Annotated in this window: 1 protein-coding gene; it reads left to right on the top strand. The window is 73.6% G+C overall.

What is annotated here, in order from left to right; all coding sequences use genetic code 11:
* Positions 1-588: 588 nt before the first annotated feature.
* Positions 589-26,925 (top strand): non-ribosomal peptide synthase/polyketide synthase, encoded by a 26,337-nt coding sequence (locus VF092_29045; protein ID HEX6751374.1) that lies wholly within the window; start codon positions 589-591, stop codon positions 26,923-26,925.
* Positions 26,926-26,974: the final 49 nt, after the last annotated feature.

Here is a 26,974-nt window from a genome sequence, read left to right as displayed (position 1 = left end):
CAAACCCTCCGTTTCCTCCGTTCCCTCCGTGTGAGACTATTCTCATCAGATCCAATCGAACGCACAGCCATTCGTTCAATCCGGTATCACGCGGAGTCATCGAAGTCGACGGAGGGACTGCCTCCCACGGATCCCTCCGATGACCCCGATGACTCCGTGGAGACATCGGCAGGAGACGTCACCGTCTCTCGGGAAACACTTGCCGCATTGATTTGTTTTCAAGATGTTGATATATTGGCACTTACGCTACATGTCCGCGCAGCCGCGCGCGGGCAGGCCGTGATCACGCCGGACCCGCAGCCAGCGGGTCCGCGTGCACTTTGTAGGCGTTCTTCCGCGGGATCCAAGGCGTGCCTCTCTCCCCGCGGGGCCGGGGGCTGACCACGCCGCCGTCCACCACGGTCACCTCGACCGCCGGTGCGCTTTTCGGGAAACATTTGCCGCTTTGATTTGTATCCAAGCGGTTGACCCCGTGTCACTTACCTGCCACGCCCGCGCACTCACGCGCAGGCAGACCGTGATCACGCCGGACCCGCAGCCAGCGGGTCCGCGTGCACTTTGTAGGCATTTTTCCCCGGTACCCCAGGCATGACTCCCTCCCTGACGGTTTCGCAGCGCGAAGCGCTCCTGAAATCGGCCCGCAAGGCCGGCCTGCAGCGCGCGAGCTTCCAGCTTCCCGCCATCGAGGCGGCGGAGCGCGGGCCGGACCTGCCGCTGTCGTTCGCGCAGCAGCGGCTGTGGTTCCTGGAGCAGCTCGGGAACCTGGGGAGCAGCTACCACATGCCGTGGGGGCTGCGGCTGCGCGGCGCGCTCGACCGCGCCGCGCTGGCGCGGGCGCTGAACGCGCTGATCGCGCGGCACGAGGCGCTGCGGACCACCTTCCACGAGGTGGACGGCGCGCCGGTGCAGCGCATCGCGCCGATGTCGGCCGAGGGCTTCGCGCTGGCCGAGCACGACGTGAGCGCCGAGGCCGCGCCGGAGGAGGCGCTGCTCGCGCTGATCACCGAGGAGGCGCTGGAGCCGTTCGACCTGGCGCGCGGGCCGCTGATCCGCGGGCGGCTGGTGCGCCTGGCGGCGGACGACCACGCGCTGATGGTCACCATGCACCACATCGTCTCCGACGGGTGGTCGCTGGGCGTGTTCAGCCGCGAGCTGTGGGCGCTGTACGCCGCCTTCCGCGCGGGCGAGCCCAGTCCCCTGCCGTCGCTGCCGGTGCAGTATCCCGACTACGCCGTCTGGCAGCGGCGCTGGGTGGACGGCGAGGTGCTGGAGGCGCAGGCGAAGTACTGGCGCGAGCGGCTGGCCGGCGCGCCCGCGCTGCTCGAAATCCCCACCGACCGTCCCCGCCCGGCCCGGCGCGACCACGCGGGCGCGTCGATCTGGATGGAGCTGGACGAGGCGCTGACGGCGGGGCTGAAGGACCTGAGCCGCCGCCACGGCGCCACGCTGTACATGACGCTGCTGGCGGGCTGGGCGACGGTGCTCGGCCGCCTCTCCGGGCAGAATGACGTCGTCGTCGGCTCGCCCACGGCGAATCGTGGACGGAGGGAGATCGAGGGGCTGATCGGCTTCTTCGTCAACACGCTGGCGCTGCGCGTGGACCTCTCCGGCTCGCCGACCGTCGCCGAGCTGCTGGGGCAGGTGAAGGCGACCACGCTGGGGGCGCAGCAGCACCAGGACATTCCCTTCGAGCGGGTGGTGGAGCTGGCCGACCCGGCGCGCAGCCTGGCGCACACGCCGCTCTTCCAGGTGATGCTGGCGTGGCAGAACAACGCCGCCGGCGCCATGGAGCTCCCCGGGCTCGACCCCGCGCCGCTGCCGTCCGCGTCCGGCGTGACCGCCAAGCTCGACCTGTCGCTGTCGCTGGGCGAGGGCGGCGGGCGGATCAAGGGCGCGCTGGAGTACTCGACGGTGCTGTGGGACGAGGCCACCGTCCGGCGCTACGCGGGCTACCTGCGCCGCGTGCTGGAGCAGATGGTCGAGGACGACACCCGTCGCGTGGCCGACCTGACGCTCCTCTCCACGGCCGAGCGCGCCGAGGTGGTGGACACGTGGAACCGCACGGGGACGCCCTACGCGAAGGAGTCGTGCGTCCACGAGCTGTTCGAGCAGGAGGTGGAGCGCACGCCGCACGCCCCCGCGGTCCGGTATGACGGCGGCGAGCTGACCTACGCGGAGCTGAACGCCCGCGCGAACCGCCTCGCCCACCACCTCCGCGGCCTCGGCGTCGGCCCGGACGCGCGCGTGGCGATCTGCGTGGAGCGCGGCGCGGAGATGGTAATGGCCGTGCTGGCGGTGCAGAAGGCCGGCGGCGCGTACGTCCCGCTCGATCCCGCGTATCCGGAGGATCGTCTGCGCTACATGCTCGAGGACAGCGCGCCGGCGGCGGTGCTGACCCAGGCGAAGGTGCGCGAGCGGCTGTCCGGACTGTTCGAGGGGATCGAGGCGCCGGTCGTCGCGCTCGGTGAGGGCGTCGAGGCCGATCAGCCGGAGACGAACCTCGATCGCGCGGGGCTGACGCCGGACCACCTCGCGTACGTCATCTACACTTCCGGCTCCACCGGCCGTCCCAAGGGCGTGATGGTGCCGCACCGCGGCGTCGCCAACCTGGTGACCGCGCAGACGCGGACGCTGGAGGTGACGCGCGAGAGCCGGATCCTGCAGTTCGCGTCCTTCAGCTTCGACGCGTGCGTCTACGAGACGGTGATGGCGCTCTGCCAGGGCGCCGTGCTGTGCATTCCGTCGGCCGACGCGGTACTGAGCGGCGACTCGCTGGCGACGATCATCGACGAGCACGCGGTGACGCACGCGACGCTGCCGCCGGCGGTGCTGACGACGATGCCGGAGGACGCGGAGCTCGCCTCCGTGCGTACCATGGTGCTGGCGGGCGACGTCCTCCCTGCCGCCGTGGCGCAGCGCTTCTCGCGCGGCCGCCGGCTGGTGAACGGGTACGGCCCGACCGAGGCGACCGTCTGGTCCACGCTGCACGTCTGCCGCGACGACGAGGAGGGGAACCCGCCGATCGGCCGTCCGGTCGCCAACACCGGCGTCTACATCCTCGACCCGCTCGGCCAGCTGCTCCCCGTAGGCGCGGCCGGCGAGCTGTACATCGGCGGCGTGCAGGTGGCGCGCGGCTACCTCGGCCGCCCGGAGCTGACGGCGGAGCGCATCGTCCCCGATCCGTTCGGCCGCCGCCCGGGCGCGCGGCTGTACCGCACCGGCGATCTCGCGCGCTGGCGGGCGGACGGCACGCTGGAGTACCTGGGCCGCGCCGACTTCCAGGTGAAGATCCGCGGCTTCCGCATCGAGCTGGGCGAGATCGAGGCGCGGCTGGGCGAGCATCCCGAGGTGCGCGAGACCATCGTGCTCGCGCGCGAGGACGCCCCCGGCGACAAGCGGCTGGTGGCGTACTACGCGGGCGACGCGGAGATCGACGTCGCCGCGCTCAAGGCGCACCTGGCCGAGCGGCTCCCCGAGCACATGGTTCCCGCCGCGTACGTCTGGCTGGAGACGCTGCCGCTCACCCCCAACGGCAAGATCGACCGCCGCGCCCTTCCTGCCCCCGGCGCGGAGGCCTACGCGCGCAGCGTCTACGAGGCGCCGGTGGGTGAGACGGAGGAGGCGCTGGCCGCGATCTGGGCGGAGGTGCTCGGCGTGGCCCGCGTGGGGCGGCACGACAACTTCTTCGAGCTGGGCGGCCACTCGCTGCTGGTGGTGACGCTGATCGCGCGCATGCGCAAGCAGGGGCTGCACTCCGACGTGCAGACCCTGTTCACCGCGCCCACGCTGGCCGAGCTGGCCGCGCAGGTCACCGGCGAGTCGGCCGACGTGGTCGTTCCCGCCAACGCCATCCCCGCCGGGTGCGAGAGCATCCGCCCGGAGATGCTGCCGCTGATCGACCTCACCCAGGCGGAGATCGACCGCATCGTGGCCGGCGTCGAGGGCGGCGCGGCGAACGTGCAGGACATCTACCCGCTGGCCCCGCTGCAGGAGGGGATCCTCTTCCACCACCTGCTGAGCCGCGAGGGCGATCCGTATCTCACCTCCAACCAGTACACCTTCCCCACCCGCGAGGCGCTGGACGCGTACGTCGCGGCGCTGCAGGCGGTGGTCGCGCGCCACGACATCCTGCGCACCGCGGTGGCGTGGGAGGGGCTGCGCGAGCCGGTGCAGGTCGTGTGGCGGAACGCGCGCCTCGACGTGCAGGAGGTGGAGCTGGACGCGGACGCGGGCGAGGCGTCGCAGCAGCTGCACGCGCGCTTCGATCCGCGCCGCGTGCGGCTGGACGTGCGCCGGCCCCCGCTGCTGCGCGCCGGCGCGGCGTACGACGCGGCGGAAGATCGCTGGCTCCTGCTGATGCAGGTGCATCACCTCGCGGGCGACCACACCACGCTCGACGTGATGCGCGAGGAGATCGGCCACCTGCTGGCCGGCGAGGCGCACGCGCTTCCCACGCCCATCCCCTTCCGCAACTACGTGGCGCAGGCGCGCCTGGGGACGAGCCGCGAGGCGCACGAGGCGTTCTTCAGGGAGATGCTGGGAGACGTGACCGAGCCCACCGCGCCCTTCGGCCTGCTCGACGTGCAGGGCGACGGGACGGGGATCGTGCAGGCGCGCCGCCGCGTGGACGACGCGCTGGCGCTGCGGGTGCGCGCGCGGGCGCGTTCGCTGGGAGTGAGCGCGGCGAGCCTCTGCCACGTGGCGTGGGCGCAGGTGCTCTCGCGCGTCAGCGGCCGCGGCGACGTCGTCTTCGGCACCGTGCTCTTCGGCCGCATGCAGGGCGGCGAGGGCGCCGACCGCGTCCTCGGACTGTTCATCAACACCCTCCCCGTGCGCATCGCCGTCGGCGGCGACGACGTCGAGGCGAGCGTCCGGAACACGCACCGGCTGCTGGCGGACCTGATGCGCCACGAGCACGCCCCGCTGGCGCTGGCGCAGCGCTGCAGCGGCGTGCAGGCGCCGGCGCCGCTCTTCACCACCCTGATGAACTACCGCCACCGCGGCGCCGTGGCGAAGACCGAGACGGCCAGCGCGCCGGGCGGCGGGGTGAAGTTCCAGGGGATGGAGCGCACCAACTATCCCCTCGTCCTGTCCGTCGACGACCTCGGCGAGGGGCTGCGCCTGACGGTGAAGGTGGCCGACACGGTGGCCCCGGCGCGCGTCTGCGAGATGATGCACACCGCGCTGGAGCGGCTGGTCGAGGCGCTGGAGACGGCGCCGCGGACGGCCGTCGGCGCCATCGACGTGCAGCCCGCCGCCGAGCGCGCGGAGATGCTGTCGGAGTGGAACCGGACGGAGACGGCGTATCCCGAGGCGTGCCTCCACGAGCTGTTCGAGCGGCAGGTGGAGCGCACCCCCGGCTCCGTCGCCGTCGTCCAGGCCGGCGAGTCGCTGACCTACGCGGAGCTGAACGCCCGCGCGAACCGGCTGGCGCACCACCTCCGCGAGCTGGGCGTCGGCCCGGACGTGCGCGTGGTCATCAGCATGGAGCGCAGCCTCGATCTTCCCGTGGCGATGCTGGGCGTGCTGAAGGCCGGCGGCGCGTACGTGCCGCTGGACCCGGCGTATCCCGAGGACCGGCTGCGCTACATGCTCGACGACAGCGCGCCGGTGGCCGTGCTGACGCAGGCGAAGGTGCAGGACGAGCTGACGGAGCTGTTCGACGGGCTGGAGATCCCCGTGCTGGTGATGGACGGCGAGGTGGCGCCGGGCGCGGAGCGGCCGGAGACCAATCCGGAGCGGGTGGGGACGAGCGCCGGGAACCTGGCGTATGTCATCTACACCTCCGGCTCCACCGGCCGCCCCAAGGGGGTGATGCTGGTGCACCGCGCGATGGCCAGCCGCCTGGCCTGGATGCGCGAGGTGTGGGAGGTGCGGCCGACGGACGCGATGCTGCAGAGCACGTCGTTCTCCTTCGACGCCTCCGTCTGGGAGTTCCTCCTCCCGCTGACCAACGGCGCGCGCGTGGTGCTGTCGCGCCCCGAGGAGAAGCGCGACATCGCCGAGCTGACGGCGACGATCCGCGACAACGGGATCACCATCGCCTTCTTCGTCGCCTCCAAGCTGCTCTGGTTCTCCGACGCGGCCGACCTGGAGAGCCTCACCGGCCTGCGCGTGGTGATCAGCGGCGGCGAGGCGCTGCCGCCGCGGCTGGTGCAGCGCATCCACGAGCGCCTTCCGCAGGCCACGCTCTTCAACATCTACGGTCCCTCCGAGGCGGCCGTGGCCATGCGCCACCGCGTGCACCCCGACGACGCGAAGCTCGTCCAGGTGCCGCTCGGCGGCCCCGTGGGCAACACCGAGCTGTACGTGCTCGACGAGCAGGGCCAGCCGCTCCCCGTCGGTGTCGCCGGCGAGACCTACGTGGGCGGCGTGCAGGTGGCGCGCGGCTACCTGGGCCGCGCCGCGCTGACCGCCGAGCGCTTCGTCCCCGACCCGTTCTCCGGGCGGCCGGGCGCGCGCCTGTACCGCACGGGCGACCTGGGGCGCTGGCGGCCGGACGGGAAGCTGGACTTCCTCGGCCGCAACGACTTCCAGGTGAAGATCCGCGGCTTCCGCGTGGAGCTGGGTGAGGTCGAGAAGCGCCTGGGCGAGCACGCCGGCGTGCGCGAGGCCGTCGTCGCCGCGCGCGAGGACGTGCCCGGCGACGTGCGCCTGGTCGCGTACTACGTGGGCGACGAGGAGATCGACGCGGCCGCGCTGCGGGCGTTCCTCGCCGAGCGGCTGCCGGAGCACATGGTGCCCGCCGCCTACGTGCGGCTGGAGAAGGTCCCCCTCACCCCCAGCGGCAAGGTCGACCGCCGCGCTCTGCCCGCGCCGTCGGGCGACGCCTACTCGCGGCGCGAGTACGAGGCGCCGGCGAACGAGACCGAGGAGCTGGTGGCGGGGATCTGGGCCGGGGTGCTGGGCGTGGAGCGCGTCGGCCGCCACGACAGCTTCTTCGAGCTGGGCGGCCACTCGCTGCTGGCGGTGCAGACGCTTTCCCGCGTGCGCGAGGTGCTGGGCGCCGAGGTGGCGCTGCGCGAGGTGTTCGACCGCCCCGTCCTGGCCGACTTCGCCGACGCCGTCGCCAACGCGGCGCGGGTGGAGCTGCCGCCGATCGAGCTGGCGCCGCGCGGCGCGGACCTGCCGCTCTCCTTCGCGCAGCAGCGGCTCTGGTTCATCGAGCGCTTCGGCGACATGGGGAGCACCTACCACATCCCCCGTCGCCGGCGCCTGCGCGGCGAGCTGGACCGCGACGCGCTGGTGCGCGCGCTGGACGCGCTCGTCGCGCGGCACGAGGCGCTGCGGACGACCTTCGCCGAGGTGGACGGCGCGCCGGTGCAGCGGATCGCGCCGGAGAGCCGCTTCGCGCTTGTGGAGCACGACCTGTCAGCCGACGCGGAGGCGGAGGAGACGCTGGCGCGGCTGATGGCGGAGGAGGCAAAGGCGCCGTTCGACCTGGAGCACGGGCCGCTGATCCGCGGCCGGCTGGTGCGCATGGCGGCGGACGACCACGTCCTCCTCGTCACCATGCACCACATCGTCTCCGACGGGTGGTCGTCGGGGGTGTTCAGCCGCGAGCTCACCGCGCTGTACGAGGCCTTCCGCGCGGGCGACGCCAATCCCCTGCCGCCCCTGCCGATCCAGTACGCCGACTACGCCGTGTGGCAGCGGCGCTGGATCGAGGGCGAGGTGCTGGAGGCGCAGGCGTCGTACTGGCGCCAGGCGTTGGCCGGCGCGCCCGCGCTGCTGGAGATGCCCACCGACCGACCGCGCCCGGCGGTGATGGACCACCGCGGCGCATCGGCGCGCCTGGAGCTGGACGCGGAGGTCACCGCGGGGTTGAAGGCGCTCTCCCGGCGCCACGGCACCACGCTGTTCATGACGCTGCTCGCCGGGTGGGCGGCCACGCTCGGCCGCCTCTCGGGGCAGAGCGACGTGGTGATCGGCTCTCCGACGGCGAACCGTGGACGGCGGGAGGTCGAGGGGCTGATCGGCTTCTTCGTCAACACGCTGGCGCTGCGCGTGGATCTTTCCGGCGCGCCCACCGTGGCCGAGCTGCTGGCGCGGGTGAAGGCGGGAACGCTGGGGGCGCAGGCCAACCAGGACATCCCCTTCGAGCGCGTGGTGGAGGTGGTGGACCCGGTGCGCAGCCTGGCGCACACGCCGGTCTTCCAGGCGATGCTCGCGTGGCAGAACAACCCCGGCGCCGCGCTGGAGCTGTCGGGCGTCACCGTCGGCGGCGTCGCCGATGCGGGGAAGCAGGCGGGCGAGGTCTCGATGGGCGGCGCCCGCTCCGACCTGGTGCTGGAGCTGCGCGAGGCGGCCGGGCGCATCCAGGGCGTGCTGGAGTACGCCACCGCGCTGTGGGACCGGCCCACGGTGGAGCGCTTCCTGGGCTACCTGGGCCAGGTGCTGCGGGAGATGGCGGCGGACGACGGGCAGCGCGTGGACGAGCTGGCGCTGCTCTCCGCCGGCGAGCGGACGCTGGTGCTGGAGACGTGGAACGCGACCGGGGGCGGGTATCCGCGCGGCCTCTGCGTCCACGACCTGTTCGCGCGGCAGGTGGCGCGCACGCCGGACGCCGTCGCCGTCTCCTGCAACGGCGAGGCGCTGACGTACGCGCAGCTGGACGCGCGGGCCAACCGGCTGGCGCGCCTCCTCCGCGAGCGCGGCGTGCGGCCGGACGCGCGCGTGGGCGTGTGCCTGGAGCGCACGCCGGACCTCGTCGTCGCCCTGCTGGCGGTGCTGAAGGCGGGCGGCGCGTACGTGCCGCTGGACCCGGCGTATCCCCGCGAGCGCCTGGGCTACATGATCGAGGACGCGCGGGCCGCGCTGGTCCTCACCAGCGCCGCGCTCGCTGATCGTCTCCCCGCCGGCGCGGAGGCGATCTGCCTCGACGCCGTCCGCGAGCGGCTGGAGATGGGGCCCGCGGAGGCGCCGGAGAGCGGCGCCATCCCCGAGAACCTGTCGCACGTCATCTTCACCTCCGGCTCCACGGGACGCCCCAAGGGGGTGATGATCCGCCACGCCTCCGTCGTCGTCCTCCTGCACTGGCTGCGGGAGAACGTGACGGACGAGGAGCGGTCGTCGGTGCTCTTCTCCACCTCGATCAACTTCGACGTCTCCGTCGCCGAGGTCTTCGGCACGCTGTGCTGGGGCGGGAAGCTGGTGCTGGTGGAGAACGCGCTGGCGCTGGCCACGCTCGAGGAGCCCGTCGTCCACGCCAGCATGGTGCCCAGCGCGGCCGCCGAGCTGCTGCGCGGCGGGTCGATCCCCCACACGGTGAAGACGCTGAACCTGGGCGGCGAGGCGCTGCCGAACGCGCTGGCGCAGTCGCTCTACGCGCTGGGGACGGTGGAGAAGGTGGGGAACCTGTACGGCCCCACCGAGGACACCACCTACTCCACCTACTCGCTGGTGGAGAAGGGCGCCGACACGGTCTACGTCGGCCGCCCCGTGGCCGACACGCAGGCGTACGTGCTCGACGCGCGGCTGCAGCCGGTGCCCGTGGGCGTCATCGGCGAGCTGTACCTGGCGGGCGACGGCCTGTCGCGCGGGTACGCGTCGCGGCCCGACATGACGGCGGAGCGCTTCATCCCCAACCCCTTCGGGCCCGCCGGGTCGCGGATGTACCGGGTGATGGACCGCGTGCGCCACCGCCCCGACGGTGTGATCGAGTACCTCGGCCGCATCGACTTCCAGGTGAAGGTGCGCGGCTTCCGCATCGAGCTGGGCGAGATCGAGGCGCGCCTGGCCGAGCACCCCGAGGTGGAGGAGACGGTGGTGCTGGTGCGCGAGGACACCCCCGGCGACCGGCGCCTGGTGGCCTACGTCCGCGGCGACGCCGAGGTCGACGCCGCCGCGCTGAAGGCGCACCTGTCGGAGCGGCTGCCGGACTACATGGTGCCCGCGGCGTACGTGCGGCTGGAGGCGTGGCCGCAGACCCCCAACGGCAAGGTCGATCGCAAGGCCCTCCCCGCGCCCGAGGACGACGCCTACGCGCGCGGCGCCTACGAGGCCCCCGCCGGCGACACCGAGGAGCGGCTGGCCGCCATCTGGGCCGACGTCTTGGGCGTGGAGCGCGTCGGCCGCCACGACGGCTTCTTCGAGCTGGGCGGCCACTCGCTGCTGGCCGTGACCCTGCTGGCCCGCATGCGCCAGCAGGGGATGCACTCCGACGTGCAGGCGCTGTTCACCACCACGCTGGCCGAGCTGGCCGCGCAGGTCGGCTCGGAGTCGGCCGCGGAGGTGGTGGTGGTTCCCGCCAACGCCATCCCCGCCGGATGCGAGGCCATCCGCCCGGAGATGCTGCCGCTGGTGGAGCTGAGCCAGGGCGAGATCGACCGCATCGTCGCGGGCGTGGACGGCGGCGCCGCCAACGTGCAGGACATCTACCCGCTGGCCCCGCTGCAGGAGGGGATCCTCTTCCACCACCTGCTGGCCACCGAGGGCGATCCCTATCTCGCCACCATCCAGTACGCCTTCCCCACGCGCGAGTCGCTGGACGCGTACCTGGCCGCGATGCAGGCGGGGATCGACCGGCACGACATCCTGCGCACCTCGGTGGCGTGGGAGGGGCTGCGCGAGCCGCCGGTGCAGGTGGTCTGGCGCGCCGCGCGGATGACGGTGGAGGAGGTGGAGCTCGATCCCGCCGACGGTCCCGTCGCGGAGCAGCTGCGCGCGAAGTTCGATCCGCGCCGGATGCGGCTGGACGTGCGCCGCGCGCCGCTGATGCGGGTGAGCGTGGCCTTCGACGCGGCCGAGCGGCGCTGGGTGATGCAGCTGCAGCTCCACCACCTGTCGGGCGACCACACCACGCTCGACGTGCTGCGCGCCGAGATCGCCGCGCAGCTGCGGGGCGAGGGGGATTCGCTTCCCGCGCCGATCCCCTTCCGCAACTACGTGGCGCAGGCGCGGCTGGGGACGAGCCGCGAGTCGCACGAGGCGTTCTTCCGCGAGATGCTGGGCGGCGTCACCGAGCCCACCGCCCCCTTCGGCCTGCTCGACGTGCAGGGCGACGGCACGGGGATCGTGCAGGCGCGCCGCCGCGTGGACGACGCCCTTTCCGCGCGGCTGCGGGCGCGGGCGCGGACGCTGGGCGTGAGCGCGGCCAGCCTCTGCCACGTCGCGTGGGCGCAGGTGCTGTCCCGCGTCAGCGGCCGCGGCGACGTGGTCTTCGGCACCGTGCTCTTCGGCCGCATGCAGGGCGGCGAGGGGTCGGACCGGGTGCTGGGGCTGTTCATCAACACCCTCCCCGTGCGCGTCTCGGTGGACGGCGAGGGGGTGGAGGCGGGCGTGCGGCGGACGCACGGGGTGCTGGCGGAGCTCCTGCGCCACGAGCACGCGTCGCTGGCGCTGGCGCAGCGCTGCAGCGGCGTGCAGGCGCCCACGCCGCTCTTCTCCTCGATCCTCAACTACCGCCACCGCGGCTCGGGGGTCACGAAGCACGCCGCCGAGGCGGGCGCGGCGGAGAGCGGGGCCGTGCGCCTCAGCGGCGTGGAGCGGTCGAACTATCCGCTGTCGCTGAACGTGGACGACTTGGGCGACGGCTTCGGCCTCACCGTGCAGGTGGACGGCTCGGTTGATCCCGCTCGCGTGGTGGCGCTGATGCACACGGCGCTGGAGCGGCTGGCCGACGCGCTGGAGACGGCGCCGGAGACGGCCCTCGCCGCCATGGACGTGCTTCCCGCCGGGGAGCGGACGCAGGTGCTGGAGGCGTGGAACGCGACGGCGGCGGCGTTCCCGCGCGAGTCGTGCGTCCACGAGCTGTTCGAGCGCGAGGTCGAACGCACGCCCCACGCGGCCGCCGTGCGGTACGCCGGCGGCGAGCTGACCTACGCGGAGCTGAACGCCCGCGCGAACCGCCTCGCCCACCACCTCCGCGGCCTGGGCGTCGGCCCGGACGCGCGCGTGGCGATCTGCGTGGAGCGCGGCGCGGAGATGGTCACCGCCGTGCTCGCGGTGCAGAAGGCCGGCGGCGCGTACGTCCCGCTCGATCCTGCCTATCCCGAGGACCGTCTGCGCTACATGCTGGAGGACAGCGCGCCGGCGGCCGTGCTGACGCAGGCGAATGTACGCGAGCGGCTGTCCGGACTGTTCGAGGGGATCGAGGCGCCGGTCGTCGCGCTCGGCGAGGGCGTGGAGGCCGATCAGCCGGAGACGAACCTCGACCGCGCCGGGCTGACGCCGGATCACCTCGCCTACGTCATCTACACCTCCGGCTCCACCGGCCGTCCCAAGGGCGTGATGGTGCCGCACCGCGGCGTCGCCAACCTGGTGACCGCGCAGACGCGCACGCTGGAGATCAGCCGCGAGAGCCGGATCCTGCAGTTCGCGTCGTTCAGCTTCGACGCGTGCGTGTACGAGACGGTGATGGCGCTCTGCCAGGGCGCCGTGCTGTGCGTCCCGTCCGCGGACGCGGTGCTGAGCGGCGACTCGCTCGCGCGCATCATCGACGAGCACGCGGTGACGCACGCGACGCTGCCGCCGGCGGTGCTGACGACGATGCCGGAGGATGCGGATCTCGCCTCCGTGCGCACGATGGTGCTGGCGGGCGACGTCCTTTCCGCCGCCGTCGCGCAGCGCTTCTCGCGCCGCCGCCGGCTGGTGAACGCCTACGGGCCGACCGAGGCGACCGTCTGGTCCACGCTGCACGTCTGCGGCGACGAGGACGGCAACCCGCCCATCGGCCGGCCGATCGCCAACACGGGGATCTACGTCCTCGACGCGCACGGCCAGCCCGCGCCGGTGGGCGTGGCCGGCGAGCTGTACATCGGCGGCGAGGGCGTGGTGCGCGGCTACCTGGCGCGCCCGGAGTTGACCGCCGAGCGCTTCGTCCCCGACGCGTTCTCGGGCAAGGAAGGCGCGCGCCTGTACCGCACGGGCGACCTTGCCCGCTGGCGCGCGGACGGGACGCTGGAGTACCTGGGCCGCGCCGACTTCCAGGTGAAGATCCGCGGCTTCCGCATCGAGCTGGGCGAGATCGAGGCGCGGCTGGGCGAGCACGCCGGCGTGCGCGACTCCATCGTGCTGGCGCGCGAGGACGCGCCCGGCGACAAGCGGCTGGTGGCGTACTACGCCGGCGATGCGGAGATCGAGGTCGCCGCGCTGCGGGCGCACCTGGCGGAGACGCTGCCGGAGTACATGGTTCCCGCCGCGTACGTGTGGCTGGAGACGCTCCCGCTCACCCCCAACGGCAAGATCGATCGCCGCGCCCTGCCCGCGCCCGCGGACGCCGCGTACGCGCGCGGTGCCTGGGAGGCGCCGGAGGGCGAGACCGAGGAGGCGCTGGCGGAGATCTGGGCGGACGTGCTCGGCGTGGAGCGCGTCGGCCGGCGCGACAGCTTCTTCGAGCTGGGCGGCCACTCGCTGCGCGCGGTGCAGGTGACGTCGCGCGTCCGCGAGGTGCTGGGCGCCGAGGTGGCGCTGCGCGAGGTGTTCGAGCGCCCCGTCCTCGCCGACTTCGCGCAGGTGATCGAGGCCGCGGTCCGCGCGGAGCTGCCGCCGATCGAGGTGGCGGAGCGCGGCGCGGACCTGCCGCTCTCCTTCGCGCAGCAGCGGCTCTGGTTCATCGAGCAGCTGGGCAACGTCGGCAGCGCGTACCACGTCCCGCGCCGCCTCCGCCTGCGCGGCGAGCTGGACCGCGAGGCGCTGGTGCGCGCGCTGGACGCGCTCGTCGCGCGGCACGAGACGCTGCGCACGACGTTCGTGGAGATCGACGGCGCGCCGGTGCAGCGCATCGCGCCGGAGAGCCGCTTCGTGCTGGTGGAGCACGATCTGTCCGCCGACGACGCGGCGGCGGAGACGCTCGCGCGGCTGGTGGGCGACGAGGCCGGATCTCCCTTCGACCTGGCGCACGGGCCGCTGATCCGCGGCCGTCTGATCCGCGTGGCGGCGGACGACCACGTGCTCCTCATCACCATGCACCACATCGTCTCCGACGGCTGGTCGTCGGGGATCCTGAGCCGCGAGCTGGGCGAGCTCTACGGTGCCTTCCGCGCCGGCGAGCCGAATCCCCTTCTCCCCCTGCCCATCCAGTACGCGGACTACGCCGTCTGGCAGCGGCGGTGGATCGAGGGCGAGGTGCTGGAGGCGCAGGCCGCGTACTGGCAGCAGAAGCTGTCGGGCGCGCCGTCGCTGCTGGAGCTGCCCACCGACCGGCCGCGCCCCGCGCGCATCGACCACCGCGGCGCCTCGCTGCCGCTGGAGCTGGACGAGGCGCTGACGGCGGGGGTGAAGGAGCTGGGCCGCCGCCACGGCACCACGCCGTACATGACGCTGCTGGCCGCGTGGGCCACCGTCCTGAGCCGTCTCTCCGGCCAGTCGGACGTCGTCGTCGGCTCGCCCACGGCGAACCGTGGGCGGAGCGAGATCGAGGGGCTGATCGGCTTCTTCGTCAACACGCTGGCGCTGCGCTTCGACCTCTCCGGCACGCCCACCGTCGGCGAGCTGCTGAAGCAGGTGAAGGCGGCCACGCTGGGCGCGCAGCAGCACCAGGACATCCCCTTCGAGCGGGTGGTGGAGCTGGCCGATCCCGAGCGGAGCATGGCGCACGCGCCGCTCTTCCAGGTGATGCTGGCGTGGCAGAACGCCGCCGGCGGAGCGATGACGCTCCCCGGGCTGGAGCTGGCTCCGCTCGGCGGGGCCGGCGCGGTGACGGCGAAGTTCGACCTGACGCTGATCCTGGGCGAGGGCGGCGGCCGCATCCGCGGGATGATGGAGTACGCCACGGCACTGTGGGACGAGGCCACCATCGAGCGCTTCGCCGGCTACCTGCGGCGGGTGCTGGAGCAGATGGTCGCCGACGACACGCGCGTGGACGAGCTGACCCTGCTCCCCGAGGCGGAGCGGGCGCTGGTGCTGGAGACGTGGAACGCGACCGACGCCGGGTATCCGGCCGGGCTGCGCGTCCACGACCTGTTCGAGCAGCAGGTGAAGCGCACGCCCGACGCCGTCGCCGTCGCCTTCAACGGCGAGACGCTGACGTACGCGGAGCTGGACGCGCGGGCCAACCGGCTGGCGCACCTCCTCCGCGAGCGCGGCGTGCGGCCGGAGTCGCGCGTCGGCGTCTGCCTGCACCGCACGCCCGACCTCGTGGTGGCGCTGATGGCGACGCTCAAGGCCGGCGGCGCGTACGTGCCGCTGGACCCGGCGTATCCCCGTGAGCGCCTGGGCTACATGGTCGAGGACGCGCAGGCTGGGCTCGTCCTCACCACCTCCGCGCTCGCGGACCGTCTCCCCGGGGGCGCGGAGGCGCTGTGCCTCGACGATCTCGGTGACCGGCTGGAGAGCGGGCCGGCGGAGGCGCCGGAGAGCGGCGCGATCCCCGAGAACCTGTCGCACGTCATCTTCACCTCCGGGTCGACGGGCCGTCCGAAGGGGGTGATGATCCGCCACTCGTCCGTCGTCGTCCTCCTGCACTGGATGAAGGAGAACGTCAGCGACGAGGAGCGCTCGTGCGTGCTCTTCTCCACCTCCATCAACTTCGACGTCTCGGTCGCCGAGGTCTTCGGGACCCTGTGCTGGGGCGGCAAGCTGGTGCTGGTGGAGAACGCGCTGGAGCTGGCCACCGTCGCCGAGCCCATCGTCTACGCCAGCATGGTCCCGACCGCGGCGGCGGAGCTGCTGCGCAGCGGCGGCATCCCCGCGACGGTGAAGACGCTGAACCTGGGCGGCGAGGCGCTGCCGAACGAGCTGGCGCAGGCGCTCCACGCGCTGGGCACGGTGGAGAAGGTGGGGAACCTGTACGGGCCCACCGAGGACACCACCTACTCCACCTACTCGCTGGTGGAGAAGGGCGCCGACCGCGTCACCGTCGGCCGCCCCGTGGCCAACACGCGGGCGTACGTGCTCGACGCCGAGCTGCGGCCGGTGCCGGTGGGGGCGGAGGGCGAGCTGTATCTGGCGGGCGACGGCCTGTCGCGGGGATACGCCTCGCGGCCGGACCTCACCGCCGTGCGCTTCGTCCCCAACCCCTTCGGGCCCGCGGGGTCGCGGATGTACCGGGTGATGGACCGGATCCGCTGGCGCGCCGACGGCACGCTGGAGTACCTGGGCCGCGCCGACTTCCAGGTGAAGATCCGCGGCTTCCGCATCGAGCTGGGCGAGATCGAGACGCGCCTGGCCGAGCACCCGGACGTGCGCGAAGCCGTGGTGATGGCGCGCGAGGACGTCCCCGGCGACAGGCGCCTGGTGGCCTACTACCTCGCCGAGGCGGAGGTCGAGGTCGCCGCGCTGCGGGCGCATCTCTCGGAGCGTCTCCCCGAGTACATGGTTCCCGCCGCGTACGTGCGGCTGGAGAAGTATCCGCTCACGCCCAACGGCAAGGTGGACCGCCGCGCGCTTCCCGCGCCCGACGAGGACGCGTACGCGCGCCGCGCCGGCGAGGCGCCGCTGGGCGAGACCGAGGAGTTGCTGGCCGGGATCTGGGCCGAGGTGCTCGGCGTCGAGCAGGTCGGGCGGCACGACAGCTTCTTCGAGCTGGGCGGCCACTCGCTGCTGGCGGTGCAGGTGACGTCGCGCGTCCGCGAGGTCCTGGGCGCCCAGGTGGCGCTGCGCGACGTCTTCGAGCGCCCCGTCCTCTCCGACTTCGCGCAGGCGGTCGACGCCGCCACGCGCGCGGAGCTGCCGCCGATCGAGGTCGCCGAGCGGGATGGTGATCTGCCGCTCTCCTTCGCGCAGCAGCGGCTCTGGTTCCTGGAGCAGTTCGGCGACCTGGGAAGCACCTACCACATCCCCCGCCGCCTCCGCCTGCGCGGGGAGCTGGACCGCGACGCGCTGGTGCGGGCGCTGGACGCGCTGGTCGCCCGGCACGAGTCGCTGCGGACGACGTTCGCCCGGGTGGGCGGCGCGCCGGTGCAGCGGATCGCGCCGGAGAGCCGCTTCGCGCTGGTCGAGCACGACCTGGGCGGCGATCCCGACGCGGCCCGCACCCTCGCGGGGCTGATGGCCGAGGAGGCCGCGGCGCCCTTCGACCTGGAGCGCGGGCCCGTGGTCCGCGGCCGGCTGATCCGCATGGCGGCGGACGACCACGTCCTGCTCATCACCCTGCACCACATCGTCTCCGACGGCTGGTCGTCGGGCGTGTTCAGCCGCGAGCTGGGGGCGCTCTACGCCGCCTTCCGCGCGGGCGAGCCGAATCCCCTTCTCCCGCTCCCCATCCAGTACGCGGACTACGCCGTCTGGCAGCGGCGGTGGATCGAGGGCGAGATCCTCGAGGCGCAGGCGTCGTACTGGCGCGAGCGGCTGTCCGGCGCGCCGGCGCTGCTGGAGCTGCCCACCGACCGTCCCCGCCCGGCGCGGATGGACCATTCGGGCGCCGCGATCCGCGTGGAGCTGGACGACGCGCTCACCGCCGGGCTGAAGGCGCTCTCCCGGCGCCACGGCACCACGATGTACATGACGCTTCTCGCCGGCTGGGCGACGGTGCTCAGCCGGCTCTCCGGCCAGGCGGACGTCGTCGTCGGCTCGCCCACCGCGAACCGCGGGCGGCGGGAGATCGAGGGGCTGATCGGCTTCTTCGTCAACACGCTGGCGCTGCGGGTGGACCTGGACGGCTCGCCGACGGTCGCCGATTTGCTGGCGCAGGTGAAGGCGGCCACGCTGGGCGCCCAGCAGAACCAGGACATCCCCTTCGAGCGCGTGGTGGAGCTGGCGGACCCGGTGCGCAGCACGTCGCACACGGCGCTCTTCCAGGTGATGCTCGCGTGGCAGAACAACCCGGGCGGCGCGCTGGAGCTTCCCGGGCTCGACCTGGCCGCGGTCCCCGGCCACGCCGGCGTGACGGCCAAGTTCGACCTGACGCTGACGCTGGGCGAGGCCGGCGGGCGCGTCCGCGGGGCGCTGGAGTACGCGACCGCGCTCTTCGACGAGGCCACGGTGGAGCGCTACCTCGGCTATCTCCGCCGCGTGCTGGAGCAGATGGTGGCCGACGACACGCTGCGCGTGGACGAGCTGGCGCTGCTCTCCGACAGTGAGCGCGCGCAGGTCGTGGAGGTGTGGAACCGCACCGACATGGCGTACGCGGACGAGCGCGTCCACGAACTGTTCGAGGCGCAGGTGGAGCGCACGCCGGACAGGATCGCCGTCGTGTTCGAGGGCGAGACGCTGACCTACGCGGAGCTGAACCGCCGCGCGAACCGCTTGGCGCACCACCTCCGCGAGCGCGGCGTGGGTCCGGACGTCATGGTGGGCCTGTGCGTGGAGCGGAGCCTGGAGATGGCGGTGGGCGTGCTGGGCGTGCTCAAGGCCGGCGGCGCGTACGTGCCGCTGGATCCGGCGTATCCGGAAGACCGGCTGCGCCACATGGTCGAGGACAGCGCGCCGGCGGTGCTGCTGACGCAGGGGCACCTCCTGTCCCTCGCGGACGGGTTCGGCGTCCCCGCCGCGGCGATCGACGCGGATGCTGCGCAGTGGGCGCACCAGCCGGAGACGGATCCCGCGCGGGCGGGGCTGACGGCCGATCACCTGGCGTACGTGATCTACACCTCGGGCTCCACCGGCAGGCCCAAGGGGGCGATGATCTCGCACGGCAACCTGATGGCGCACACCGCGTGGCAGGGGAGGGACTTCGCGCTCGCGGCGGGCGAGGCGGTGCTGCAGAAGGCGCCGCTCAGCTTCGACATCTCGGTGTGGGAGTTCTTCTGGCCGCTGATCGTGGGCGAGCGCCTGGTGATCGCCCGTCCGGAAGGGCACAAGGACCCGCGCTACCTCTCCGAACTGATCCGCCGCGAGGGGGTCACGCGCGTGCACTTCGTCCCCTCGATGCTGCAGATCTTCCTCGAGGCCGGCGAGTCGCAGCTGTGCACCGGGCTGAAGCAGGTCTGCGCCGGCGGAGAAGCCCTCCCGGCGACCCTCGTGCGGCGTTTCCACGAGCGGCTTCCCGGCGTGGAGCTGCGCAACTGCTACGGCCCCACCGAGACCACCATCACCACCACCACGCGGCGCTGCGGTGCCGACGAGGCGGCGGAGATCGTCTCCATCGGCGGGCCCGTCGCCAACACGCGGGCCTACGTGCTCGACGGCGCGGGCGAGCCGGTGCCGGCGGGGGTCACGGGCGAGCTGTTCCTGGGCGGCGCCTTCGTGGCGCGCGGCTACCAGGGCCGCCCCGGGCTGACGGCCGAGCGCTTCGTTCCCGATCCGTTCTCGGGCCGCGAGGGGGCGCGGATGTACCGCACCGGCGACGTGGTGCGCTGGCTGGCGGACGGGACGCTGGAGTTCCTGGGCCGCAACGACGCGCAGGTCAAGGTGCGCGGCTTCCGCATCGAGCTGGGCGAGATCGAGGCGCGCCTGGCCGGGCACCCGGCGGTGCGCGAGGCGGTGGTGCTGGCCCGCGAGAGCGGCCGCGGCGACCGGCGGCTGGTGGCGTACTGCACCGGCGCCGAGCCGCTCGCCGGCGACGCGCTGCGCGAGTACCTCGCCGAGCGCCTGCCGGAGCACATGGTGCCCGCCGCGTACGTGTGGCTGGAGGCGCTTCCGCTCACCCCCAGCGGCAAGACCGACCGCCGCGCCCTTCCCGCGCCGGCCGACGACGCGTTCGGCACGCGCGAGTACGAGGCGCCGGTGGGCGAGACGGAGGAGGCGCTGGCGGCGATCTGGGCGGACGTGCTGGGCGTCGAGCGCGTGGGGCGGCGCGACGGCTTCTTCGAGCTGGGCGGCCACTCGCTGCTGGCCGTGCAGGTGACGTCCCGCGTCCGCGAGGTGCTGGGCGCCGAGGTCGCGCTGCGCGACGTCTTCGAGCGCCCCGTCCTCGCCGAGTTCGCGCGCGTGGCCGAGGCCGCGGTGCGCACGAATCTCCCGGCCATCGAGGCGGCGGAGCGGGAGGGTGACCTGCCGCTCTCCTTCGCGCAGCAGCGGCTCTGGTTCCTGGAGCAGCTGGGCAGCGTGGGCGGCGCGTACCACATCCCCCGCCGTCTCCGTCTCCGTGGCGAGCTGGATCGCGACGCGCTGGTGCGGGCGCTGGACGCGCTGGTGGCGCGGCACGAGTCGCTGCGGACGACGTTCGCGAAGGTGGGCGGCACGCCGGTGCAGCGGATCGCGTCGGAGAGCCGCTTCGCCCTCGTCGAGCACGACCTCACGGTTGATGCGGACGCGGCGGCGACGCTGGCGCGGGTGATGGAGGAGGAAGCGGCCGCGCCGTTCGACCTGGCGCGCGGGCCGCTGATCCGCGGCCGGCTGGTCCGGCTGGCGGAGGACGACCACGTCCTGCTGCTGACGATGCACCACATCGTCTCCGACGGCTGGTCGTCGGGGGTGTTCAGCCGCGAGCTGGGCGCGCTCTACGCCGCCTTCCGCGCGGGCGAGCCGAATCCCCTTCTCCCGCTGCCGATCCAGTACGCGGACTACGCCGTCTGGCAGCGGCGGTGGATCGAGGGCGAGGTGCTGGAGGCGCAGGCGTCGTACTGGCGCGGGCGGCTGTCCGGCGCGCCGTCACTGCTCGAGCTGCCGACCGACCGCCCGCGCCCGGCGCGGATGGACCATCGCGGCGGCGTGGTGCACCTGGAGCTGGACGACGCGCTGACGGCGGGGCTGAAGGAGCTCTCCCGCCGCCACGGCACCACGCTGTACATGACGCTGCTCGCCGGATGGGCCACGGTGCTGGGCCGGCTCTCGGGGCAGGCGGACGTGGTCGTCGGCTCGCCGACGGCGAACCGCGGGCGGCGGGAGATCGAGGGGCTGATCGGCTTCTTCGTGAACACGCTGGCGCTGCGCGTCGACCTCGACGGCTCGCCGACGGTCGCCGGTCTCCTGGCGCAGGCGAAGGCGGCCACGCTCGGCGCGCAGCAGAACCAGGACATCCCCTTCGAGCGCGTGGTGGAGCTGGCCGACCCGGCCCGCAGCCTGTCGCACACGCCGCTCTTCCAGGTGATGCTGACCTGGCAGAACAACCCGGGCGGCGCGATGGCGCTGCCGGGGCTGGAGCTGGCCGCCGTCCCCGGGACGGAAACGGCCGGGGTGACGGCGAAGTTCGACCTGACGCTGGCGCTCGGCGAGGGCGGCGGGCGGATCCGCGGAGGGCTGGAGTACGCGGCGGCGCTGTTCGACGAGGAGACGGTGCGCCGGCACGTGGGCTACCTCCGGCGCGTGCTGGAGCAGATGGTGGCCGACGACACGCTGCGCGTGGACGAGCTGGCGCTGCTCTCCGATGCCGAGCGGGCGCGGGTGGTGGAGGAGTGGAACGCGACCGACGCGGCGTATCCGCGCGGCCTGTTCGTCCACGAGCTGTTCGAGCGGCAGGTGGAGCGCACGCCCGACGCGGTGGCCGTGGTGTTCGAGGACGCGGCGCTGAGCTACGCGGAGCTGAACGCCCGCGCGAACCGGCTAGCGCACTGGCTGCGCGCGCGCGGCGTGGGCCCCGACGTGCGGGTGGGGCTCTGCCTGGAGCGCAGCCTGGAGATGGTGGTGGGGCTGCTCGCGGTGCTCAAGGCCGGCGGCGCGTACGTGCCGCTGGACCCCGAGTACCCCGGCGAGCGGCTGCGCTACATGCTGGGCGACAGCGCGCCCGCGGTGCTGCTGTCGCAGGCGTCGCTCGCGGAGCTGGTGGCGGAGCTGGGCGTGCCCGCCGTGGCGCTCGACGCCGACGCCCGCTCCTGGGCCGATCTGCCGGAGACGAACCCTGGCCGGGAAGGCCTGACTCCGGAGCACCTGGCGTACGTGATCTACACCTCGGGGTCGACGGGCCGGCCCAAGGGGGTGATGAACGGGCATCGCGGGGTGGTCAACCGGCTCGTCTGGATGCAGGAGGCCTACGGGCTCGGCGCGGGCGACGCGGTGCTGCAGAAGACCACCTACGGCTTCGACGTGTCGGTGTGGGAGTTCTTCTGGACCCTGGCCACCGGCGCCCGCCTGGTGATGGCGCGGCCCGGGGGGCACAAGGACCCGGGCTACCTGGCCGCGACGATCCGGAGCCAGGCGGTCACCACGCTGCACTTCGTCCCCTCGATGCTGCAGCTCTTCGTGGAGCACCCCGGCGCGGCGGCGTGCACCGGCCTGCGGCGGGTGGTCTGCAGCGGCGAGGCGCTGCCGCCGGCGCTGGTGGGACGCTTCCACGAGGTCCTGCCGGAGGTGGAGCTCCACAACCTGTACGGCCCCACGGAAGCCGCGGTGGACGTGACCGCCTGGCATTGCGTCCCCGGCAGCGACGCGGCCCGGGCACGCGTGCCGCTGGGCCGGCCGATCGCGAACACGCGCATCTACGTGGTGGACCCGCTCGGCGCGCCGGTGCCGGCCGGGGTCGCCGGCGAGCTGTGCATCGGCGGGGTGCAGGTGGCGCGCGGGTACCTGAACCGTCCCGGGCTGACGGCGGATCGCTTCGTCCCCGACGCGTTCTCCGGGCGGGAAGGCGCGCGCCTGTACCGCACGGGCGACCTGGCGCGGTGGCGCGCGGACGGCACGCTCGAGTACCTGGGCCGCAACGACTTCCAGGTGAAGATCCGCGGCTTCCGCATCGAATTGGAGGAGATCGAGGCGCGCCTGGCCGAGCACCCGGCGCTGCGCGAGGCGGTGGTGCTGGCCCGCGAGGACGGCTCGGGAGACAAGCGCCTGGTGGCGTACTGCGTGGGCGAGGCCGAGGTGGAGGCCGCGGCGCTGCGCGCCCATCTCTCCCAGCGCCTGCCGGAGCACATGGTGCCGGCGGCGTACGTGTGGCTGGAGACGCTGCCGCTGACCCCCAACGGGAAGCTGGACCGCAAGGCGCTGCCCGCCCCGGCCGGCGACGCGTTCGCCAGGCGGGCGTACGAGGCGCCGCAGGGCGAGACCGAGGAGGCGCTGGCGGAGATCTGGGCCGAGGTGCTCGGCCTCGAGCGCGTGGGGCGGCACCACAACTTCTTCGAGCTGGGCGGCCACTCGCTGCTGGCGGTGCAGGTGACGTCCCGCGTCCGCGAGGTGCTGGGCGCCGAGGTCGCGCTCCGCGACGTCTTCGACCACCCCGTGCTCGCCGGCTTCGCGCAGGCTGTCGACGCCGCGGTCCGCGCGGAGCTTCCCGCCATCGAGGCGGCGGAGCGGGGTGGCGACCTGCCGCTCTCCTTCGCGCAGCAGCGGCTCTGGTTCCTGGAGCAGCTGGGGAACGTCGGCGGCGCGTACCATATCCCCCGCCGCCTGCGCCTCCGCGGCGGTCTGGACCGCGGCGCGCTGGTGCGGGCGCTGGACGCGCTCGTCGCCCGGCACGAGACGCTGCGGACGACGTTCGCGCAGGTCGACGGCGCGCCGGTGCAGCGCATCGCGCCGGAGAGCCGCTTCGCGCTGGTGGAGCACGATCTCGCCGGCGACGAGGATGCGATCGGCACGCTGGCGGGGGTGATGGCCGAGGAGGCCGGGTCTCCGTTCGACCTGGAGCGCGGGCCGCTGGTGCGCGGCCGGCTGATCCGCCTGGCGGCGGACGACCACGTGCTCCTGATCACCATGCACCACATCGTCTCCGACGGCTGGTCGTCGGGGATCCTGAGCCGCGAGCTGGGCGCGCTCTACGCCGCCTTCCGCGCGGGTGAATCGAATCCCCTTCTCCCCCTCCCGATCCAGTACGCGGACTACGCCGTCTGGCAGCGCCGCTGGATCGAGGGCGAGGTGCTGGAGGCGCAGGCGTCGTACTGGCGCGACAAGCTGGCCGGCGCGCCCGCGCTGCTGGAGCTGCCCACCGACCGCCCGCGCCCGGCGCGGATGGACCACTCGGGCGCGTCGCTCCGCGTGGAGCTGGACGATGAGTTGACGGCGGGCTTGAAGGATCTCAGCCGCCGCCACGGCACGACGATGTACATGACGCTGCTCGCCGGCTGGGCGACGGTTCTCAGCCGTCTTTCGGGCCAGGCGGACGTGGTCGTCGGCTCGCCGACGGCGAACCGCGGGCGGCGCGAGATCGAGGGGCTGATCGGCTTCTTCGTCAATACGCTGGCGCTGCGCGTCGATCTCTCCGGCACGCCGACCGTCGGCGAGCTGCTGGCGCAGGTGAAGGCGGCCACGCTGGGCGCCCAGCAGCACCAGGACATCCCCTTCGAGCGCGTGGTGGAGCTGGCCGATCCGGTCCGCAGCCTGGCCCATACGCCGCTCTTCCAGGTGATGCTTACCTGGCAGAACAACCCGGGCGGCGCGATGGCGCTGCCGGGGCTGGAGCTGGCCGCCGTCCCCGGCGCCGGCACCGCCGGGGTGACGGCGAAGTTCGACCTGACCCTGGCGCTCGGCGAGGCGGGCGGGCGCATCGGCGGGGCGCTGGAGTACGCGACGGCGCTGTTCGACGAGGCCACGGTGGAGCGCTACCTCGGCTACTTCCGGCGCGTGCTGGAGCAGATGGCGGCCGACGACACGCTGCGCGTCGAGGAGCTGACGCTGCTCTCCGATGCCGAGCAGGTCCGCGTCGTGGAGGAGTGGAACGCGACCGGGGCGGATTACCCGGCCGGGCTGTGCGTCCACGACCTCTTCGAGCAGCAGGTGCGGCGCACGCCGGAGGCGGTGGCCGTCGTCTTCCGCGGCGAATCGCTGACGTACGCGGAGGCGGATGCCCGGGCGAACCGGCTGGCGCGCCTCCTCCGCGAGCGCGGCGTGCGGCCGGAGTCCCGCGTGGGCGTCTGCCTGGACCGTACCCCGGAGATGGTCGTCGCGCTGCTGGCGATCCTCAAGGCGGGCGGCGCGTACGTCCCGCTCGACCCCGCATACCCGCGGGAGCGCCTGGGATACATGCTGGAGGACGCGGAGGTCTCGCTCGTCCTCACCAGCTCGGATCTCGCGGATCGTCTCCCCAACACCGCGGCGGCGCTGTCGCTCGACACGCTGCGCGAGCGGCTGGAGACCGGGCCGGCGTGGGCGCTGGAGAGCGGCGCCGTCCCCGAGAACCTGTCGCACGTCATCTTCACCTCCGGCTCCACCGGGCGGCCGAAGGGGGTGATGATCCGCCACTCGTCCGTCGTCGTCCTCCTGCACTGGCTGAAGGAGACGGTGAGCGACGAGGAGCGTTCGTCGCTGCTCTTCTCCACCTCCATCAACTTCGACGTCTCGGTGGCCGAGCTGTTCGGCGCCCTCTGCTGGGGCGGCAGGCTGGTGCTGGTGGAGAACGCGCTGGAGCTGGCCACCGTCGCCGAGCCGGTGGTCTACGCCGGCATGGTTCCCACCGCGGCGGCGGAGCTGCTGCGCACCGGCGGCATCCCCGCGACGGTGAAGACGCTGAACCTGGGCGGCGAGGCGCTGCCCAACGAGCTGGCGCAGGCGCTGTACGCGCTGGGCACGGTGGAGACGGTGCGCAACCTGTACGGGCCCACCGAGGATACCACCTTCTCCACCTGCTCGGTGGTGGAGAAGGGCGGTGACCGCGTCACCATCGGCCAGCCGCTGGCGAACACGCGGGCGTACGTGCTCGACGGCGGGCTGCGGCCGGTGCCGGCGGGCGTGGCGGGCGAGCTGTACCTGGCCGGCGACGGCCTGGCCCGCGGCTACGCGTCGCGCCCGGCGCAGACGGCGGAGCGCTTCGTCCCCGACCCGTTCGGGCCCGCCGGCTCGCGCATGTACCGGGTGATGGACCGCGTGCGGCGCCGCGCCGACGGCACGCTGGAGTACCTTGGCCGCGCCGACTTCCAGGTGAAGATCCGCGGCTTCCGCATCGAGCTGGGCGAGATCGAGACGCGCCTGGCCGAGCACGCGGACGTGTGGGAGGCCGTCGTGGTCGCCCGCGAGGACGCGCCCGGCGACAGGCGCCTGGTCGCCTACTACCTGGGCGGGGCGGAGATCGAGGTCTCCGCGCTGCGGGCGCACCTGGCGGAGCGGGTGCCGGAGTACATGGTGCCCTCGGCCTTCGTGCGGCTGGAGCGGCTCCCGGTCACCCCGAACGGCAAGGTGGATCGCCGCGCGCTGCCGGCGCCGGAGGGCGACGCGTACGGCACGCGGACGTACGAGCCGCCGCAGGGCGCGCTGGAGCAGGCGCTGGCGACGGTCTGGGCCGACGTGCTCGGCGTGGAGCAGGTCGGGCGGCACGACAGCTTCTTCGAGCTGGGCGGCCACTCGCTGCTGGCCGTGCGCCTGGCCGACCGGCTGCGCAGGGCGGGGATCGAGGCGCGGATGGCCGACCTGTTCACCGCGCCGACGGTGAAGTCCTTCGCCGCGCAGCTCCAGGGGACGGCCCCGGAGATGAAGGGCGACGCGGCCATCGCGCTGCGGCCGGCCGGCACCCAGCCCCCGCTCTTCCTCGTGCACGACGGCCTGGGGACGGTGGATTACGCGCAGGTGCTGGCCCCCCACGTGGGCGGCGACGTTCCGCTCTACGCCCTCCCCGGCGGCTACGCGTCCGGCGAAGGGACGATCGAGGAGATGGGCGCGCGGCTGGTGGAGATGGTTCGCGCCGTCCAGCCCGCGGGCCCGTACCGCATCGCCGGGTGGTCGTTCGGCGGGCTGCTGGCGTACGAGATGGCGGCGCAGCTGGTGGCGCAGGGCAAGACGGTGGAGTTCGTGGGGATGATGGATCCCACCCCCGTCGCCGGCCCCGCCGCGTCCCGCGAGGTGGCGGAGAACGGCTGGCTGCTGCGCATGCTGGCGACGGCCGCCGGCGTCGACGAGGCGCGGCGCGGGCGCGTGGTGGAGCTGGTGGGCGACGCGGACGTCCTCGACTTCGACTCCCTCGCCGAGCGGAGCCGGGAGGTGGCGATCCTGCCCGCGCGCCTGGCGCGGCGCAACGGCGACCTGGCGGCGCACCTGCGGGCGGAGACCGCGCTCTTCCGGGCGCGCGCGGAGGCGGCGGAGCGGTATGTGCCGCGTCCCATCTCCGCCCCCGTCCATCTCTTCCCGGCGCAGTCCAGCGGCGCGCGCCCCGCGCCGGCCGGGTGGGACGAGCTGCTGTCGCTCCCCACCGTCCGCGTGACGCCGGTGCCGGGGACGCACTTCTCGATGATGCAGGCCCCCAACGTGGCCGCGGTGGGCCGGATGTTGACCGAGGAGATCGGGCGCATCGGGGAGGAACTGAAGTCCTAAGTCCCAAGTCCTAAGTCCTAAGTGACAGAAAACGAACCACTTAGGACTT

It is taken from the genome of Longimicrobium sp., assembly GCA_036377595.1.
Classification (GTDB): domain Bacteria; phylum Gemmatimonadota; class Gemmatimonadetes; order Longimicrobiales; family Longimicrobiaceae; genus Longimicrobium.
Note: the sequence above shows the minus strand (reverse complement) of the source record. Positions and strands in the feature narration are given on the sequence as shown.